The following is an 18,297-nucleotide window of genomic DNA, read 5'->3' on the forward strand; positions in this document are numbered from 1 at the left end:
TGAAGCATTAAAAAACTATAGCATATGGCCAGTAATGAAGAATTAAAAGCATTGGCATCACAACTCAAAGACCCCAAAGGAGCCAAAGGTATCGAGATTGCGGAAATGATGGATGCCACCAATATCAAAATGACCCTACACGCCATCGATTACCTTCAGATACAAGCCAATCAGCACATCCTCGAATTGGGACATGGCAATTGTGGTCACTTGCACAATCTCCTTGCTCGACAACAAGGTCTCCGCTATTCTGGTCTTGAGACTTCCGAACTCATGTATACCGAAGCCCAGCGAAAGAATAAAGCCTATACAGACGCAAAACAAGCTGCCTTTTTCCTATATGACGGACTCCACATTCCTTTTCCCGAGCACACATTCGACCGCATATTTACCGTCAACACCATCTATTTCTGGTCCGAACCACATCAACTTCTATCCGAATTGGCCCGTATCCTCCAACCGGAAGGCGTTTTGAATATTACCTTTGCGCAGGAAAGATTTATGCAACAACTGCCCTTTACTACATTTGGCTTTAATCTTTACGATGAAAACAAAGCTGCCGATCTCATCAACGGAACCACATTCTATATCCAACAATCCAATACCCAGACAGAAACCATAGAAAGCAAGACAGGTGAGCTTGTCAATCGGGAATTTACGACCCTGACATTGAAAAAAAGAGGTCATTAGAATTTTTCATAAAGAAAGAATATGCATGTAGCGCTATTCACAATAATGAATAGCGCTACATGTTCGGTATTAGGAATTTTTCGAAAACGCATAAAATAGCTGAATCCCTTTAAGCAATACAGATTGCCATCACTTCACTTCGTTCGGCAAGAATTTTAAAATCACTCCTTTAAACCGAGCAATTATATCCCAGAATTTGCGATTGCTATCAATCTCACTTTCACCACAGTCAATAATATCACTTCTTTTGAGAACGAAATCAGCAACGTTATCGACCATATTCAACTGAATAAGGTTCTTTACCCCTTTAGCAAGGTAACTTGCATACACATGTCCCCATATTTCGACAATCATCGAATCATCCGTAATATCCAACTCTTGCTTCATCAAGTGGGCATAATCCATCTTAATATGCTTTACAAGATTTTCCGACCGGTTTACAAGGTCGGTAGACAAGTACCTTTCCAAAGCTTCCGGTTCATGTATACGGATAAGTTTATCCATAAAATCAACCCCAATTCGACAATCACTCCATTCATATATCTTCTTCATCTACCCATTTTCTTATTGTTCGCAAGTGTCTCCCCCATCCATAGCAAAGAGATTCCCAAGCCTACCGACATAGCCATATTAGCACAATACCGATTATAGCAGGCAATGCTTGCACAAAAAATATTTTCTTACTAGCTGTCCAAGCTCCATAGCTTCCCGCTACAGCTACACATATCAAAAAAAATAGTGCTACATTGGCCTGCCAAATAGGGTCCTGAATAAACAACGACCAAATCAGACCCGAAGCCAGAAAACCGTTATACAGCCCTTGGTTGGCGGCAAGTCCTTTCGTAGGCGTAAATAATTCAGAAGGCAATGCTCCCTTAAATATCTTCCTTCCTTTGGTTTCCCAGGCAAACATCTCAAACCAAAGGATATACAGATGCTCCACCGCTACTAGACCGACGACAATTTTAGCTAACATTTCCATATAATCTTATTTTATCTAGTCCAACCATCCATCCTATCCACAACACTATCCCTCTAATTTATAAAAAAAACAGGATTATAATGACAGCAATTATTCCCCTTTAATCATCCAAATCTTCTACAGCACCTTAGAGCATGCCAATGATTCTTATAATTTTCGTAATTTGTACTATGTTGTTCAAAGAGAAACATTTACATGGCATCAAAGCTGGCACTGTCCAATACGCATTCCGCAAGTGGGACAAAGCTGCCGTAAAAGAGGGTAGTGAAATCAATACCACGATAGGCCTACTGCGTATTGATAGCATCACAGAAGTCTCTGCAGATTCAATCACAACAGCAGATAGTCTAAAAGCAGGATTTACCAACAAACAAGATTTGCTCGACTCCTTTCGACCAATAGCCTCGGGAAAGATATTCAAGATGGAAATTCGTTACCTATCCGAAGATCCTCGAATCAAGCTTCGTGAACGCGTCCATCTACACGAAGAAGAACTACACCAATTAAGCAAACGTTTAGCTAATTTAGACCTGCACGGTGCTCAAGGTCCCTGGACACGAAAGATACTATCCACTATAGCAGCACATCCGCACTTGCGGGCTGTAGACCTAGCATCACTCACCGGCTTTGAAAAAGAATGGTTAAAGCTCCATATCCGAAAACTGAAAAATCTTGGATTGACCATCAGCCATCCTGTCGGATATGAAATCTCCCCATTGGGCAAGCACTATTTACAAGGGGAGAGCAACAGCTAAATATCGTCAAGCTGCTCCAATAAACAAAAAAAACAGCAAACTACCCCGACCAGAGCAGATTGCTGTTTTTTGAAAAGACTTATATAAAATGATATAGAAAGACTACATCACCCACATAAGCAGGTTTTGGCTGGTCCTTGATGACAAGGGTTGCCTCTATTATGACCTTGGTAGTACCTCTCAGATTGACGATAGATTTAAGTTTGGCCTGCAGTTGGACTTCATTATCGACCAACACTGCCTGTCCAAATTTCAAACTTTCAATCCCGTAGTTTATTTCCATCTTAAGGTTCCGGACATCCGCAATCTGTTTCCATAAATATGGAATCAGCGATAGGGTCAAATAACCATGGGCAATCGTCGATTTAAATGGACCCTCACGTTCAGCCCTTTCTGTATCGACATGTATCCATTGATGGTCCAATGTCGCGTCCGCAAATGCATTGATTTGCTTTTGATCGATTTTATGCCATTCCGATACACCTAATTCTTTGCCCAAATGCGAATGAAACTCTTCAAAATTGTTTATTACTACCATATATTTTTATTTAACCATTTAAAATAGCGATAACCACCTCACTTTCTTTCCATTACATCAAATCCCGCATCAACCATTTTATCCCCTCCTGAACGTGATTAATCCAAATTAATAAATTTCCATCTAAACTCCGGGAAAAATATTTTAATATACGCTAAATACCCCGATATTCCCCCTATACAGAAGCAACTATTCCCCCATGGCAAGACCTTTCCAAGGATACAAATCCCTGCTTTCAGGGACGGCCGCTACACTTCAAAATTTGTAAATTGCAAACGCAAAATGAACAAGAAATAAACATCTGTCAATAGCCCATACATGAAATCCATATTCTTTTTCTGCATATCCGTCCTATTCCTTAACAGCTGCCACCAGCAAGTAAACAATCAAACACCAACATTCATAAACGACTCCCTCCCCGAAGGCAGCTTGGCAGATATATCCGATTTTGACAGCACCGCACCAGTTGACAATGTCAATGACGTCCACTTTTTTGTCTATACTAAATTAGACAGTGTCACTTTATATACCCAGCCACAAGCTCAGGCCAAAAGCCTAAGAATCGTCAACGATAGATTCAACAATTACTATGGTTTTGAAGATTTAGGAGATTTTTTCAAACTGCATTATCAAATAAAAAACAATCCTCCGACAACAATTGTTGCCTATGTCTCGAAACAGGAATTTACCAAAGATTCCCAACTATCCCTACAAGGTATAGATTTGAATGTCATTCGTTCCAGCGCTCAAAATGGAGTTGACGATCACACAACCAAATCATTCTCCAAGTTAGGGACTATTTCCCTCATTGATGAAGCCACTTACCTCCAAGCAAAAAAACAGACCAACACAGAGCCCCTCATTCCCAATCCCGAAATGAAATTTGATGGGTCCGCTTGGTCGCTTTCTTCAAGCGGCGCTAAAGATTTTCAAGTGGTGAAACATTTGGTCGGTGCAGAGGAAAATACAGAGTACACTTACAGAGGGCGCTCCTCCACTATCAATAGAGAGATTTTCCTAGAGCAAGACCATATGTCTGGCATGGACCACTACGTCGGTTATGATCCCGATGCTCCTGATGAGACACCAACCTATTTCAGTAGCCCACCCATCATCCTTCCTACCCACGGACTAGTCGCTACAATCCGTACCAATACCGATCAAATGACCGATTTTGTACTCACAGGCTACGACCATCAGGCCAATACCCTTACCATCTTGTTGTATGCCAACTTTACTAATTTTAAAGTTCCAGATACAAGTTCTCTCTTTTGGGTGGATTCGCGGACGCTATATTTTAAAGCTACCCATTCCAATACACGCACATCCGATCCTACTTACAAATCCGAATATCTCAAATTACAACTTTCAACAGCAATCGACTGATAGGACATCCATTATCCAGTCTTTCCATCACCCCTCACCTCCATACTTGTTTTTTTTATCCATCGGTATTCCAATCCCGCAAGGATAAGGTAGAATCTCGAAAAGAACAGTCATTTTCCATATAAAATAGGGGGTATTAGGCATGGAAAGTTTGGAATTTATCATATTAGTTTATGCCGCTAAAGATAATAAAATCAACACCTCCAATAGCATCTATTTAAAATCACGCGCAGCAGGAAAGATTTCGCCCTGTATACCTACAGTCCTTTTATTTCTTTTCGGCTTTGCCGCCCCTATCACCTCCTCTTTTTCAATAGCTTTTGGGGGCTCTTGTTCCGTCGACCTTTCTTCCCCTATAGCCGTCAACCCCTGCAACAGTCCAGACATATCATGACAAGCCGCTGCAATGACATGCGTCACTTCCCCTTCCCGCTGGATCTTTCCCTCCACCATCAATAATTTAGCCCGCACAATATCCCTTCTGGACTTATCAAATAGTTTTTTGAAAACCACCAAGTTGGCAGTCCCCGTCTCATCCTCTATCGTTATGAAGCATATGCCCGTAGCCGTCCCCGGACGTTGCCTTACCAGTACCAACCCCGCCACCCTTACTAGTGTACCGTCCGGCCACAGGTTCAATTCGCGTATCGCCAAGATGCGGGCAGCGAATAGCTTTCGGCGCACAAAGAGTACTGGATGCGCCTTTAAGGAAAGAGAAGTCGCACTATAGTCATGCAATACATGTTCAGCGGCCGTCATCTTTGGGAGAGCGACCGATGGTTCGAGGGCACTTTCGGATACCTCCCCTTCAAAGAGACCTATTGGTCGATCGGCCAATGCCGAGATTTCCCACAAAGCCTGCCTCCTATCCATACCCATCGACCGAAAAGCATCCGCATCTGCCAGTCGTTCCAAAGCAGCCATAGAGATGCCTACATCCAATAGCATAGCCATACTCGTATACCCCTTCCCTCTTCCAGCGACCAGGACCTGCATCTCCTCCTCCTTCAATCCTTTGACCTGCCTAAAGCCTAGACGGATTTTACAATACCCACCCTGAGGTCCGATCGATCCGACTAATGTATTGTTCCATTCCGATCGGTTTACATCTACAGGAAGGACTTTCACCCCATGTTTTTGGGCATCGATGATCAATTGTGCCGGTTGATAGAATCCCATCGGCATACTATTGAGCAAAGCCGTGGCAAATACATCCGGATAATGATATTTGATCCATGAAGATACATATACCAATAGCGCAAAGCTTGCCGCATGGCTTTCCGGAAAGCCATAGCTTCCAAACCCCTCCAATTGCTTAAATATCCTTTGCGCAAATTCTTCCGTATAGCCATTTTGCACCATCCCCCCCACCAACTTCTGTTTATACTGGCTGACCAAGCCCTTCGATTTGAAGGTCGCCATACTCCGTCGTAGTCCATCCGCCTCCGCCGGGGTAAACCCTGCAGCTACGATCGCAATCTCCATCGCCTGCTCTTGAAATAAGGGTACACCACAAGTTCGTTCCAAGATCTCTCTCAATTCTTCAGAGGGATATTCTATTGGCTCCTCTCCATTACGCCTTCTTAGATAGGGGTGCACCATATCCCCTTGAATCGGACCGGGTCGTACGATTGCCACTTCGATTACCAAATCATAAAATTTCTCGGGCCTCAACCGTGGGAGCATGGACATTTGTGCACGGCTCTCCACCTGAAAAACCCCAATCGTATCCGCATGGCTGATCATCTCATAGACCTCTGGTTCATCTTGTGGGACATTCGCTAACGTCATCTCGCGCCCATGGTACTCCTTGATCAGATCGAAAGCTTTACGAATACACGTTAGCATCCCTAAGGCCAATACATCCACTTTCAAAAATCCTAAAGCTTCGATATCATCCTTATTCCATTCAATATTGGTCCGATCGGCCATACGGGCATGGAGGATTGGGCATAAATCCGAAAGTTGGCCCTGAGTAATCACGAAGCCTCCCGTATGCTGCCCCAATTGTCTCGGAAATCCCCTATATTCTTCCGTCAGCTGCAACACCTTGATCAGATGCTTATCGTTCGGATCAAATCCCTCACTCATTCCCGACTTGCCTTCCAACCACTCAGGCGTCAGCTCAAACTTAGACTTCGACAGCTTGTCTACTGTATCTACCGACAGTCCCATGGCTTTACCCACATCCCGGATTGCGCCCTTCCAATGTACCTGTGTCACCGTAGCCACCACACCTGCTCGATTCCGTCCGTACTTATTATAAATATATTGCATCACCTCCTCCCTTCTTTCATGTTCAAAGTCCACATCAATATCCGGTGGCTCATCCCTAGCATCCGACATAAATCGGGCAAATAGCAGCTTTACTTTCGTCGGGTCTACAGCCGTGATCCCCAAACAATAGCAGACCACCGAATTCGCCGCAGACCCCCGACCTTGGCAAAGGATATTTTGTTCCTTGGCAAAGCGTACATAATCATATACCGTTAGAAAATAGGATGCATAGTTCTTGCGTTCCATAAATTCCAATTCCATTTCAATCGTCTTCCGGATATGATTGGGAATATGACCATCGAAGCGCTCCTCAGCACCGGCCCAAGTCAATCTGCTCAGCTCCTCCTGTGGCGTACGTCCGCCAGTCGTAATCTCTTCCGGATATACATACGCCAGACTGTCCAAGTTAAATCGACATGCTTCAGCAATCTCTTCTGCATGCAAAATAGCCGTCGGATAGCCCCTAAACAACCGATGCATTTCAGCAATGGGCTTCATATATCGTTCTGCATTTTGAAAAAGACGAAAACCCGCCTCTTGGATGGTACATTTCTCCCGTATGCAAGTCAGGATATCCTGTAGCTCACGCCTATCCCGATCATGATAATATACATCATTCACGGCCACCATCCCCATATCAAGTGCAGTAGCCAACTGTTCTATTCTAAATAAACGCTTACCGTCATCCCCTTGATAAGAACGCATAGCCCCGATATAAAGTTCCTTTCCAAGCTTCTGTCTATATTCCTTGACCGCCGCTTTAAAAAGCTCATCAAAGTCATAATCAGCATTTAACCCATCAGGAGGCAGTACGACCAGCTTCAATCCCTCCGCATGTGCATACACATCCGTTTTATACAAGTGACACTGCCCCTTCTCCGCGCGCATATTACCTTTCGTCAACAGTCCAGATAAGCGAGCATAAGCCGCTATATCGGTAGGATAGGCCAACAAACTCGGCCCATCCAACAATTCCAATCGACAAGCCGGTATCAACCTTATCCCACTCGTCTTTGCCGCTACATGTGCCCGTACGATACCCGCCAATGTATTCCGATCGGCAATAGCCAAGGCGGTATAGCCCAATGCTGCAGCCTGTTCGACCATTTCTTCCGGATGGGATCCCCCCCGTAGAAAACTGAAATTCGTCGTCACCTGTAATTCTGAATATGTCATCCCCTACGCAAAAAATCCGTGAATAAACCATTGAGGGTCATCTTCCCCATAATTCCCCAACCTAAAGATCCAATAACGAGCCCCCCGCTCATCCTCCACACAATAATAATCCCTATGCAGTCCCTGCTCTTGCCACCATTCCTGTTCGATGCGTTCGGGACCATCAGCCTTACGGACTTGATGGATATGCCCTTTATATCGAAACACCATAGGCGGATAGTCAGGTATGGGCGCCGTCACTTCGATCCGGTGTGGTGTCCCCAAAAGATTGACCGGTCGTTTCAGATCATTTCGCCAAGCCGTAGTCGCTTTCTCTTCAAAAGAACAAGCTCTTTTGATAGACCGTTCGGGCCAATAATGCTCCGCCGGTAAGTATCGATGTATTGCCCCCATCCCCACTCTCACCCCTACTCGATCCAATAAATTCAGGATGGCTTTATGATCTGCCCCCTGTGCCATATTCCACAGAGTCTCCTGCGTGGGTGACAGGTCCTCGACCACAGGCACCTCCAATATAAACAGTTCAATCCCCAATCCAGGCCTCATGGTCGCTATCTTCAATTCAAACAGTTTAAATAGATGTTTGACATGCCGTACCGGTTGATTCGTTCCGATAGCTATCTCCTGTTTTTTGCCATCTATACGGTACCCCCTAAAAATAGCGTTACGCAACCCCTTTCCCTCTTTCGATAGGCGCTGGCAGACCATCTCCAACAGCTTCTCCAATGCCATTCCTATTCCCACAGCCGTACGGATAGGCTCTAAGCAGGGCAAGCGCTCTTGGTAAGGCTGAGGGGGCTGTATGGGCACAAGAGCCTCCTCTACCTCACCTAGGGCCTGTGCCATCCGGTCCAATAAGGGTTGGCCAAAGCGTCTTCGCAATACCGATCGAGGTATCTGCACAAAATCCTTGATTTGATAGAAACCTAGCTTCTGCATCCGGTCCAGCACCACCGGATCAAGTCGGAGCGCCGCAGGTGGCCAGCTCAACAAAGCCTCTAACTGCCCCCCTGGCTTGACAATATCAGCATCCTTCCCAAAATGGGCACTAGCCCAAGCCGTACCCACCGTGTCAGCAATTGCTGCACGAACGTGGTAGCCCGCTTTTTTGAACTTGCTCAACACCTCGATCAAGTATTTCCCTTCACCTCCCCACAAGTGTGCGCAGCCACTAATATCCAGTATCAGACCATCTGTAGCAATAGCATCAATAGCCACTAACGGACTATAGCGGATACACCATTCAGCTATGGCTTTCAACAGCATTGCCCCCCGTCCTGCTTCTTCCTCCAAAACCTCCATATCTGGAAAAAGTGCCCGCACATCTGCCACTACCATACCCTGCTCCACCCCCATCCGGTGCGCATCGATACTGACCGACTTAATGCACATCCTTCCACGTTCGGGAGCTGCCAACACAAAAGGAATCCCCCTTAAAGTCGGCTTCCGTATTGCCAACCAATCCGTCAGCAGATGACAGAACCATATACTCATAAATCGCTTTCCCATACTATCCCGTGTATGACAATATCCCTCCCTGGGGTTGTTTCACTTTATCCATATGGCAAAACTGCCCGCTCTTCCATTGCAGCTGCCAGCTACCTAATCGACCATTTCGTACCTTGAGGAGCTCCACGTTCCAACAAGGAGGCCCTACACCTGGCAGCCCTGCTTCAAGCACGCTGGCTATCGGCGAGATTTTCCATCGCGCCACACTCGTCGTATTTCCGACTTTATGAGGTTGATAACAATGCATCAGTCCCGTCACCCCACTTTGCTCCACTGCAAGTTGGAGACGCCGCGATTGCATAAAACTGATTTCCTTCAATTCTGCCACCACCACCGTAAGTGCCTCACATTTGAGAGCTTCCTCTACCGTCCACAACACATCTTTCTCCTGTACCAAATCAATAAAAATAATACGGTCCGGATCGATGCCAAAGATTTTCAAACCTGCCGGGAACAACGTCCTTCTAGTCCCGATCCAGAGACACATCCCGCCCTGAGGAATCAAATTCCCCAACAGGCCCGCAACAAAGCCGCCTGTTGCCGCAGCCTCCTCTGCGTCATGGCTCATAAACTCATGAATGACCCCCGTAGGGAAGATTCCATTTGGGAATACCTGCTCCAATGACCCCAATCCAACAGTGCAATGCTGTGATGAAGGTTCCTTAAACCCTTCCAAAGAAAGAATCTCCTTTTGGAGTCTTTCCACAATCTCACTTTTCGAACCTCCATGATACATGATAATTAAAATTAAATTCGTATTATTGTCACTAATAATAACAAAATAGTGTTACCAATAATAACAAATGAAAACTGAATCCCCAAAAATATTTTTCGGTCCGAATATTAAATTCCTGCGCGAGCGCAGAAAGATAAGTCAAGAAAGCCTCGCCGAAAAACTCCATGTAACAAGGGCCAAGCTTGCCGCTCTTGAGATTGGACAGACCAAGGCACCTCAGCCTGAGGATTACATTCGTTTCTCAGACTTCTTTACCATCAGCATAGATAGCCTGATAAAAGCTGATCTATCCAAGCTCGGCGAATTAAAGTTACGGGAATTGGAAGCCGGCAATGATGTCTATATTATGGGAGGCAAGATTAGGGTACTGGCTATCACAGTAGACAAAGCACAAAAAGAAAATACCGAATATGTGCCCGTACATGCTAAAGCTGGATATACCTCAGGCTACAATGACCCGCAGTTCATTGCCCAATTACCCAAATTTTCTTTACCTAATCTTCCTACAGACAAAAGCTTCCGCATGTTTCCCATTGCCGGCGACTCTATGCTCCCCATTGTTCAAGGAAGCGAAATCATTGCCGAGTATGTAGAAGATTGGAAGAATTTAAAGCCACAGACGCCCTGTGTTGTCATCTTGAACGGACAGCAGGATTTTGTATTCAAAATGGTCACTTTACAACAACGGACATTTTTATTAGAATCCCTTAATACGGCCTACAAACCTTATGAGGTCGGGATTGCAGATGTATTGGAAATTTGGCAATTTTATAGCTATCATTCCCGTCACATGCCCGATGGCCCCACCGAAATGAAAGAAGTAAAAGTCTTGATCGATCAAATATTGGCCGATATGCAAATATTGAAGAAGAAAAAACAGTAGATATGCCCGCCTCAATACACCAACAATCCTACGGCAGCCGAGATAAAAATAATATATACCGGATGCATTTTATACTTGATAGACAATAGCAGTGCCCCAACAAAAAAAACGGGACTCAAATAGTCAATAAAATTATCACTATTCATTAAAGAAAGGGCGGCTATTCCAATAAGCGCTATACTCAACGGTTTGATTCCCGCAAGCGCAGCTGCAAAGTATGTATTTGTCCTAAATTTGGTGTAGAAATAAGAAATCAGGACAATCAATATAAACGAAGGGAGACATAGTGAAAGCGTAGCCACCACCGACCCTAGGACAGCCACGGAGGACGAATAACCAGCATGCACTAGCGCAGTGTAACCCGCATAGGTAGCCGTATTAATGCCAATGGGGCCAGGTGTCATCTGCGAAATAGCGATAAGGTCCGTAAATTCCTGAGCCGTCATCCATCCATTCTGTACCACCACCTCGTCCTGAATCAACGACAGCATAGCATATCCACCACCAAAGCCCAATGTTCCTATCTTAATAAATACCCAAAATAATTTCAAAAATATCATATCTTACCCCAATCGTTGCACCATCAATTTTTTCACTGCATAATAAAGCACTCCCCCTATACAACCGCCCAATACAATATATACCGGCGAGACATGACACCACCACATCAGCACCAATGCACCCACAGGTATCATCGCCGTCTTATAGGTCAGTTTATTAGCTTTTATAGCCGTATAGCAAGGAGCCACAATCAGTGCAACCACAGTAGGGCGGAGTGCTTTAAAAGCCTTCGCCACCCACACATTCTCTTGAAAACGATTGAAAAAAGAAGCTATTAACACAATAATCAAGAACGGTGCAACAATTGTCCCCAATGCAGCGACTATCCCACCCTTTAATCCGTAGATTTTGTATCCCACAAGGGCTGCAATATTAGTCGCAAATACGCCTGGCAGCGACTCGGTAATAGCCAGCAGTTCGTAAAATTCGTCCTGGCTGAGCCAGCCTCGAGAAATAATCTCCTGTTCAATAAGAGGGATAACAGCATAACCACCGCCAATAGTAAATACACCTATCTTTGTAAAAAGATAAAATAATTTAAAAAACATATAACATCATTAAATGCCTTTGAACAAAAAGCAGTAAAGAACCTAAGCCTTAAATATACCAAAAATATGCCTTCAAATCTAAGATAAAAGCAAATTTAACACCCCTATTTCATCAATCCTTAGCCTGTCTTTTCTCCAGATTATCTATCTTAACCGCCAGTCTCTTCAATAGTTCGATTTGCATTTCCTGCGATTCGTACAATTCTTTGATCTGCTCCTCCAATAAAATATCCAGTTTCTGGTGTAAGCTTCTAATTTCCAATTCCGCTTTCAGATTGACCAAGTAATCATTCTCCCCCCTTTTACGATCCTTTTCCTCTTGTCGATTCTGGCTCATCATAATAATAGGTGCTTGAAATGCCGCGATACAAGAAAGCACAAGATTCATCAGTATAAAAGGAAACGGATCAAATTGATCGCCCTTTGGCGTCAACACATTAAAAGCAATCCAGGCCAACAATATAACACTAAAGAGGATGATGAACTTCCAGCTCCCCCCAAATCGAGCAACCTTATCCGATATCCGTTGACCCCGACTCAGCATCTCCTTTGGCGGATTGAGCAGATTATTCACGATCAGGGCCTCTTCCGCTATCGCCTTTTTCACGATATCGTGTAGTTTACGAATATGTGCATTGCTTTGCTCTAGCATCGCAATATGCTCATCTTGGACAGGTGTTTTCTTTTTCATAAGAGACAGGGTTTATTAACCACACAAGGCATTATACACATCCCAATGTAAGCAAAATTCATTCCCGTTCAAAGTGACAAATAAGGCGACAGCTTACAGCGTCTCTGCGACTACTATATAGACATACCCATTGTCCATATCCCATGCGCCCAACATATCCATCCCGCCCAAAGAACAATCAACAACAAAAAAAATAGCGAGACCCAATAATCTCGCTATTAAAACCGTGTTAACTCATACAGTAAGCCCATTTGGGATGCACTTACTATATACTATGTTAGAATATTCCTATACCAAAAGGTTTAATAAAAATAGTTAGTGCACATCCAGTATTACGATTTGATGAATAACTTGGCAATATCCAATACCGCTGTCGCTGTAAGAGGTTCATCAAAAGATTGGGTTGCTGCATTCGCAGATATTTTTCCCCCTATACCATTGAGCGTCGTAATATCTACCGTCGCTTGCATTTTATTATCCTCACCTGCATATACCGGATCTACCACCGCTCCTATTCCACTGTCGTTGGCTCCCGTAATCCAAGGTTTCTGATTAGCAGCACCTCCACCTCTAGCCCTTCTCATCTGCCGAATATGGGAAGCGTGTCTAGCCTCCACCGAATGGATCTGCAATGCCGCTGTCAAGACCACCTTATTCCCTTTCAATAGTGCAGCCTGCCCTTTATAGGCCCTCACCCCCGTATCTTCAAAAGCCTGTGCCAAAGCCAGGAAGGTATCATAGTCACTGAATACATTGCCAAATGTACCCCCCGCCGTGAAATCAAACGTAGGTTTGGATACAGCCTTATCTCCCAATACCTGCTTCAAAAATTGGACATGCGCCACCTCGTGATCTCGGATCGTCGTGATAGCACCCATCGGCTTGCCTGCAGGTACCAAGCCAGCTGCCGCTGCTCCCAAGGTATAGTATTCAGCCTCTAGATATTCCAATGTCAAGGCATAGTTGAGCACACTATTGACATCTGTAGGAGTCTGCCCATACGCTTTCTTGAAAAGATCGCCCAATACAAATGGCATCGCCGCAATCGTGACTTTCTTTCCAAAAGATGCCATATTCTTAATGGCCTCCCGGCGTGGACTTACGCGTTCGTTGAACTCTGGGTCAACCTGCGTGATTGTTTCGAAAATATTAAATAGATTCATGGCTTTAGAGATTAATAGGTAGGCAAATCTGTTACATTAATTTTGGACTTGATGAAAGGTGCTGCAGCCTGCAAGACCTGTGTAGGGCTTTTCGATACATCCAGCCCGTTACTATCCACGACTTCCTGATTGGCAAATGTGCCATTATCGATCAAATCACGGACCAGTGCCGCATGTCTGGCCTCTACCGAGACAATCTTGCCCGCCAATAGCAGGTATGCTGGCTCCTTAATCAACCAACCGGCACCGTTATAGGCCGATACTCCCAAATCCTCGAAAGCCTTTGCCGTAGATAGCACGCTATCCCGATTTGAAAAATTAATTCCTGAAAAGTTAAACTCCAGGTTGCTGATTGCCTTCGCACCTAGCGCTGCCTTAAAAAATTCACGGTGTGCTATTTCATGATCTCGAATATCTGTAAAGAGTGTTTTCTCCCAATCGGATATACCACCATAAGGCGTGTTGGCTACCTGTATATAGAATGCAGCCTCCAATTGTTCCAGCGCATAAGCATAGTTGAGTATCGCAATATCGCCACTTCCGAAATAGAAGTCCTTCCCACCCATATCGATGGGATCGTCATCATCATCGTTGCAGCTGCTCATGCCGAGGACTGCTAGACCTGCTGCACTGGCGCCAGCAAACTTTAAGAAGTCACGTCTTCTCAACCGACCATCAGCCTGTACAGCTATATCCGGATTTTTAGGGGTTAGATTTTTCATAGCAAAAAGTATTTATCGTTTATAATTTAATTGCCGTTTTACATCATATACGACAAAACCTTCTCGCTGGATTTCATATTTTTACTTTTTTTTCAAAACCTCCAAATCCATAGATATAAAAACAAGGAGGCGCAGAAAATCTGACTAAAATTTCCCTACTATCGAGCTACGCTAGCTAAAAAAAAACACCCAGAGTGGGGAACTCTGAGTGTTTTATACTAACCAATTATTAACCTAAATTATGAAAATTACTGATATAACGCCATAAAGTACACCAATGTTATATCCAGTTTAAAAATTACCCCCTTTATCCACACAAATGTTACACAATAAGGGAATAATGCTCCTTTACCACTACTTATTGAGCCGCGAACGCAGGGTCTCCTCCCGTTTCGCATCCCAATACCCACAGTCCAATTCCAGGAACACCGAGGTATACGGCAGCAGTGATTCCGTCTTCAGCACCACCACCTTGAAGAGCTGCGATGCCTCATCTATCTTCTTAAAAATCTCCCCGTGCGGAATTTCCTGGACAGTCCGTCCCCCCCATAGGGCTTTGATATCTTTTCGGTATGCTTCGATCCCGCCGACCAGCCCTTCGTCCAGATAGTTAAACTCGGCATCCTGATAGACGATCGGTCGGATATGGGATTGCCCCCGTAGCATGCTGTCTACCCCTCGTACCACATCGATCATCGATGCGCCGGTATTGATCACGGTAATATCCGGGTTGTTTGGTGCCGGATAGGCCTTATCCACGATCAGGATCCAATTGCGGTGCCCCAAAAGCGGAAGCTCCGCTCGTATCTCCTCCTGCCAGCCTTCATTATCAGATCCTACCGGGCCTTGCCCGCTAGGTTGTGCACATGCTGCCAACATCCCCATTAGCAGCAGTATGATATACCTTATCCCCCTTCTCATGACCACGAAATCCGTAATGTATCCCCCTTTTTCATCTTCAGGTCCTGCTCGAAAGAGACCGATACCTTTCCATCGATGTCTGCGACCCTTGCTATCTCCACTGCACGACCGTTCAACTCGGCCTTCACCCGATCCTCTTTCACCGTGTTACCCTCGGCCTTCCCAACGGCAAACTCCCGCAATTGCAGACTACCGTATACCACCGACAGGTTGCTTTCTTGGGCCTTACCTTTCTGTTCCTGCTCATAGCTACCCCAGGCACCGGCCGTCGTATACGGGGCCTTGAAACGTGCTGGACTTAGTTTCGGAGAGAAAGCCAGATATTTGTTCGGGCCATGGTGTTCATAGCCACAGGCATTCACAAAGGTGCCGTAGCTGGCCATAGCGCGCGCATAGTGATCGCTGCATTCGATCTCGTTGAAGGGGTTCCGCTTGGCCGCATGGTACCGATCGTGGATCGCACGGGTCAGGACCAGGCTTTCATCGATCATCCCCTCGGCCATCATATGCGCCGCCACCTGGTGTTCAAATCCGCTCATGCATTCATGGAAATAGCCCAATTGCCAGGTCTCGTTATCCCCGTATGCCTTTGCCTCGTTCTTGGGGTTGGTATTCATCACCATCCCCCCTTCACCAGCTAATGCATAGGGCCGCCCGTTGAGATGGGTCTTGATATAAGGCCCCACGTCCATCGTAAAGTTGTATTTCCACAGGGCCTTCAGTGCCGCCAAGGTCTGCGCACGATCGTTGACCCGAGGCATCCCCACTTGGAATGTCCAAGCCTGCCCATACACTTGATCGATATGGCAGGTATTGTAGGAGCCCAGTTTTTTACGCCCGGACGCTTTGTTGGGCCGATGGATATAATATTCACCGTTGAACAGCTCCTTGTCCATGTTCGTCTTTCCCTTGTGGACATAGTCCGCACACAGCTTCTGGAAGGCCTTATCCCCTACCTCACCTGCCATTGCTCCCCCGGCCTGCACCGCTGCTAGGCATAGCCCCACTATCCACGCTATCTCTCCCTCCCATACCGCATCCAGTGTGTTTTCCATCGGTGTGTCCGTCATGCCATCTCCGTTCTTGTCCTGGTCGATGACAAACTGTATCGCTTTTTTAAGATTAATCCAGTTCTTCTTCAGGAATGCCCCATCCGCAGACATCTGATGGTCCCGGTAAAACCGAAGGATTACTCCCGCCTGACCATCTATCGCCGGGCGTCCTTCATATTCCGCGCGGAAGATGATCGCGCCTGTATCCGGTTTAAAGGCGATGTCCAAGTCGGTCACCTCCCGAAGGTTGCGTTCCAGCTCCGGAAAGATACGGCCCATGGCCTGCCCATACTGCCATACGTGCGTACAGGTCCCCGCGCAGGCCCCTATACCTTCCCAGCCCCAGAAGCGTCCCGTCGCAAATCGATAGGTATTGGCCGTGGCCAGCGTCCCAATGTTCACGAAGGTACGGTCCAGGAACCAATATGGCAGCGTCGAGTCATTCCATGTTGCGGCCCATTGGAGGGTCTCCCTATCCAGGTAGTCCCTCTTCTGGTTATAATAGGCCAATACCTCATGGGCATTCGCAAATTTGGTCCCGTACCAATAGCCATTCTGGGCATCTTTGAGGTGCTCCCGGAGTTTGGGATGGGGATTATTGAAGTGCCAGCCGATCGCATAAGATACCTGGGCCTGCCCGCGGGCAGCTATCGTCCTTTGTACGCTGAGGCTACCTACCTGTAGCTCGCCAAAGCCGATATCGCTCCCAGATATGTCAGCCATCAAATCTACGGGGCTTATGGGCCAACCTTTCACTTGCGCTACTGCTACAGCTGTCGCATCCTGGCAGGAGATGGCCATGGAGCCATGGTCACTGGCCTTGAGATCTTGATCGGGAACCTGTCCACACTCAAAAAAGATCGCCTTTGCACCGACAAGGTCCTTGCTGCTGGCCACTTTACGCACCGCACCGAAGTCTTTCCTGTTTTTGTGCACCCCATTCTCCATCCACCCACTGACCAATACCTCCTGCGGTTGGTTGGTCTTGTTGACGATTTCCAGGTGCAGGCTGGTCATGGGCAGTGAGGAGCTCTCCGCATCCAGTGGGATGAACGGCGAGTAGGCCGTCAATATCATTTCGACGGGATAGTCGGCACTGCTATAGGTGACCTTACAAGTCGGATATGACGGTTCGAATACGACCTCATCCCAATGATTTTCGCGAAGTTCCTTCACCCACGGTGTTCCCTGATGGGACACCGACACGGCAAATCCCTGCTCCAGCACCCGTAGATTGTCCGCGATTGCCGGCTCGATATAAGCCGCACCGTCCCTTACCCGGATCCGTACCTGCTCTTTACCGTTGTTCCATTGCACGACTTTGGGTTCCACCCCTTCCATGGCACCATCATAGGAGTTGTTGTAGACCTGCCAGAGCCATAGCCGCCCATCTCCGCCAATATACACCGTCCCAGCATGCAAGCCGCCCACAGGCATACCGATGTACCGCAGCTCGTTTCGGCTCTTGCGGTACTGGATCTTGTCACCTCGCTCGTACAGCGAGGCCAGCCATTTGGCATCGATAGCCTTGTCCACGGGAATATTGTGCAAAGGTTGCTCCCAAGCAAAGATACTTCGGGACCAAGCCGGGAATTGGGTAGCCAATACCCCTAGACTTATCAGACTCGAATTCTTTAAAAAATTTCTTCTGTTCATCATTAACAGGTTATAACTTTACAATTTAATAATTAATCGGTTACAATTCCC

Annotated in this window: 17 protein-coding genes; 4 read left to right on the top strand and 13 right to left on the bottom strand. The window is 46.1% G+C overall.

Annotated features, from left to right (window positions below):
• Nucleotides 1-24: 24 nt before the first annotated feature.
• A complete protein-coding gene (locus OQ289_RS14900; protein WP_270087648.1) occupies nt 25-690 on the top strand; it encodes a class I SAM-dependent methyltransferase in 666 nt (221 codons plus the stop codon).
• A 129-nt stretch (nt 691-819) separates the two neighbouring features.
• Here OQ289_RS14900 and OQ289_RS14905 read toward each other — a convergent pair whose 3' ends face one another.
• Both OQ289_RS14905 and OQ289_RS14910 read right to left on the bottom strand, forming a co-directional pair.
• The gene (locus OQ289_RS14905) at nt 820-1,242 is read right to left on the bottom strand and encodes a hypothetical protein (protein ID WP_270087649.1); all 423 of its coding nucleotides are present in this window, start codon (nt 1,240-1,242) and stop codon (nt 820-822) included.
• A 61-nt stretch (nt 1,243-1,303) separates the two neighbouring features.
• Complete coding sequence (locus OQ289_RS14910; protein WP_270087650.1) at nt 1,304-1,672, bottom strand: DUF1304 domain-containing protein; 369 nt, start codon at nt 1,670-1,672, stop codon at nt 1,304-1,306.
• 140 nt (nt 1,673-1,812) lie between these two features.
• Between OQ289_RS14910 and OQ289_RS14915 the strand changes: the two genes are divergently transcribed.
• Nucleotides 1,813-2,427 (top strand): hypothetical protein, encoded by a 615-nt coding sequence (locus tag OQ289_RS14915; RefSeq protein WP_270087651.1) that lies wholly within the window; start codon nt 1,813-1,815, stop codon nt 2,425-2,427.
• Nucleotides 2,428-2,506: 79 nt separating this feature from the next.
• Here OQ289_RS14915 and OQ289_RS14920 read toward each other — a convergent pair whose 3' ends face one another.
• Nucleotides 2,507-2,965 (bottom strand): MaoC family dehydratase, encoded by a 459-nt coding sequence (locus OQ289_RS14920; RefSeq protein ID WP_270087652.1) that lies wholly within the window; start codon nt 2,963-2,965, stop codon nt 2,507-2,509.
• A 318-nt stretch (nt 2,966-3,283) separates the two neighbouring features.
• Between OQ289_RS14920 and OQ289_RS14925 the strand changes: the two genes are divergently transcribed.
• Complete coding sequence (locus OQ289_RS14925) at nt 3,284-4,351, top strand: hypothetical protein (protein ID WP_270087653.1); 1,068 nt, start codon at nt 3,284-3,286, stop codon at nt 4,349-4,351.
• A gap of 213 nt (nt 4,352-4,564) precedes the next feature.
• On the opposite strand, the gene OQ289_RS14930 is transcribed toward OQ289_RS14925, so the two are convergent.
• From OQ289_RS14930 to OQ289_RS14940, 3 genes are read right to left on the bottom strand one after another with little or no spacing between them, the layout of a single operon-like run.
• Nucleotides 4,565-7,804, bottom strand: coding sequence for an error-prone DNA polymerase (locus OQ289_RS14930; RefSeq protein ID WP_270087654.1), 3,240 nt, complete (start codon nt 7,802-7,804; stop codon nt 4,565-4,567).
• A gap of 3 nt (nt 7,805-7,807) precedes the next feature.
• Nucleotides 7,808-9,313: a Y-family DNA polymerase gene (locus OQ289_RS14935; protein ID WP_270087655.1), complete on the bottom strand. Its 1,506-nt coding sequence runs from the start codon at nt 9,311-9,313 to the stop codon at nt 7,808-7,810.
• Between the two features lies 1 nt (nt 9,314).
• On the bottom strand, nt 9,315-10,049 hold the full coding sequence (locus OQ289_RS14940; protein WP_270087656.1) for an ImuA family protein: 735 nt from the start codon (nt 10,047-10,049) through the stop codon (nt 9,315-9,317).
• A gap of 67 nt (nt 10,050-10,116) precedes the next feature.
• On the opposite strand from OQ289_RS14940, the gene OQ289_RS14945 reads away from it, so the two are divergent.
• Nucleotides 10,117-10,932: an XRE family transcriptional regulator gene (locus OQ289_RS14945; RefSeq protein ID WP_270087657.1), complete on the top strand. Its 816-nt coding sequence runs from the start codon at nt 10,117-10,119 to the stop codon at nt 10,930-10,932.
• An 11-nt stretch (nt 10,933-10,943) separates the two neighbouring features.
• On the opposite strand, the gene OQ289_RS14950 is transcribed toward OQ289_RS14945, so the two are convergent.
• The 7 genes from OQ289_RS14950 to OQ289_RS14980 all read right to left on the bottom strand — a co-directional run bounded on the left by OQ289_RS14950 (nt 10,944) and on the right by OQ289_RS14980 (nt 18,249).
• Nucleotides 10,944-11,492 carry a chromate transporter gene (locus OQ289_RS14950; protein ID WP_033563021.1) on the bottom strand — a complete coding sequence of 183 codons (549 nt, stop codon included), beginning with the start codon at nt 11,490-11,492 and terminating at the stop codon, nt 10,944-10,946.
• A gap of 3 nt (nt 11,493-11,495) precedes the next feature.
• Entirely contained in the window at nt 11,496-12,041 is a 546-nt protein-coding gene (locus OQ289_RS14955; protein ID WP_270087658.1) for a chromate transporter, read from the bottom strand.
• Between the two features lie 112 nt (nt 12,042-12,153).
• Nucleotides 12,154-12,732, bottom strand: a complete 579-nt coding sequence (locus OQ289_RS14960) for a DUF1003 domain-containing protein (RefSeq protein WP_270087659.1) — start codon at nt 12,730-12,732, stop codon at nt 12,154-12,156.
• A 332-nt stretch (nt 12,733-13,064) separates the two neighbouring features.
• Nucleotides 13,065-13,895, bottom strand: a complete 831-nt coding sequence (locus OQ289_RS14965; RefSeq protein WP_270087660.1) for a ferritin-like domain-containing protein — start codon at nt 13,893-13,895, stop codon at nt 13,065-13,067.
• Between the two features lie 11 nt (nt 13,896-13,906).
• The gene (locus tag OQ289_RS14970; RefSeq protein ID WP_270087661.1) at nt 13,907-14,617 is read right to left on the bottom strand and encodes a ferritin-like domain-containing protein; all 711 of its coding nucleotides are present in this window, start codon (nt 14,615-14,617) and stop codon (nt 13,907-13,909) included.
• Between the two features lie 354 nt (nt 14,618-14,971).
• Entirely contained in the window at nt 14,972-15,502 is a 531-nt protein-coding gene (locus OQ289_RS14975; protein ID WP_270087662.1) for a hypothetical protein, read from the bottom strand.
• Nucleotides 15,503-15,534: 32 nt separating this feature from the next.
• Nucleotides 15,535-18,249: a GH116 family glycosyl hydrolase gene (locus OQ289_RS14980; protein WP_270087663.1), complete on the bottom strand. Its 2,715-nt coding sequence runs from the start codon at nt 18,247-18,249 to the stop codon at nt 15,535-15,537.
• Between the last annotated feature and the right edge of the window lie 48 nt (nt 18,250-18,297).

Source organism: Sphingobacterium sp. SYP-B4668 (genome assembly GCF_027627455.1).
GTDB lineage: Bacteria > Bacteroidota > Bacteroidia > Sphingobacteriales > Sphingobacteriaceae > Sphingobacterium.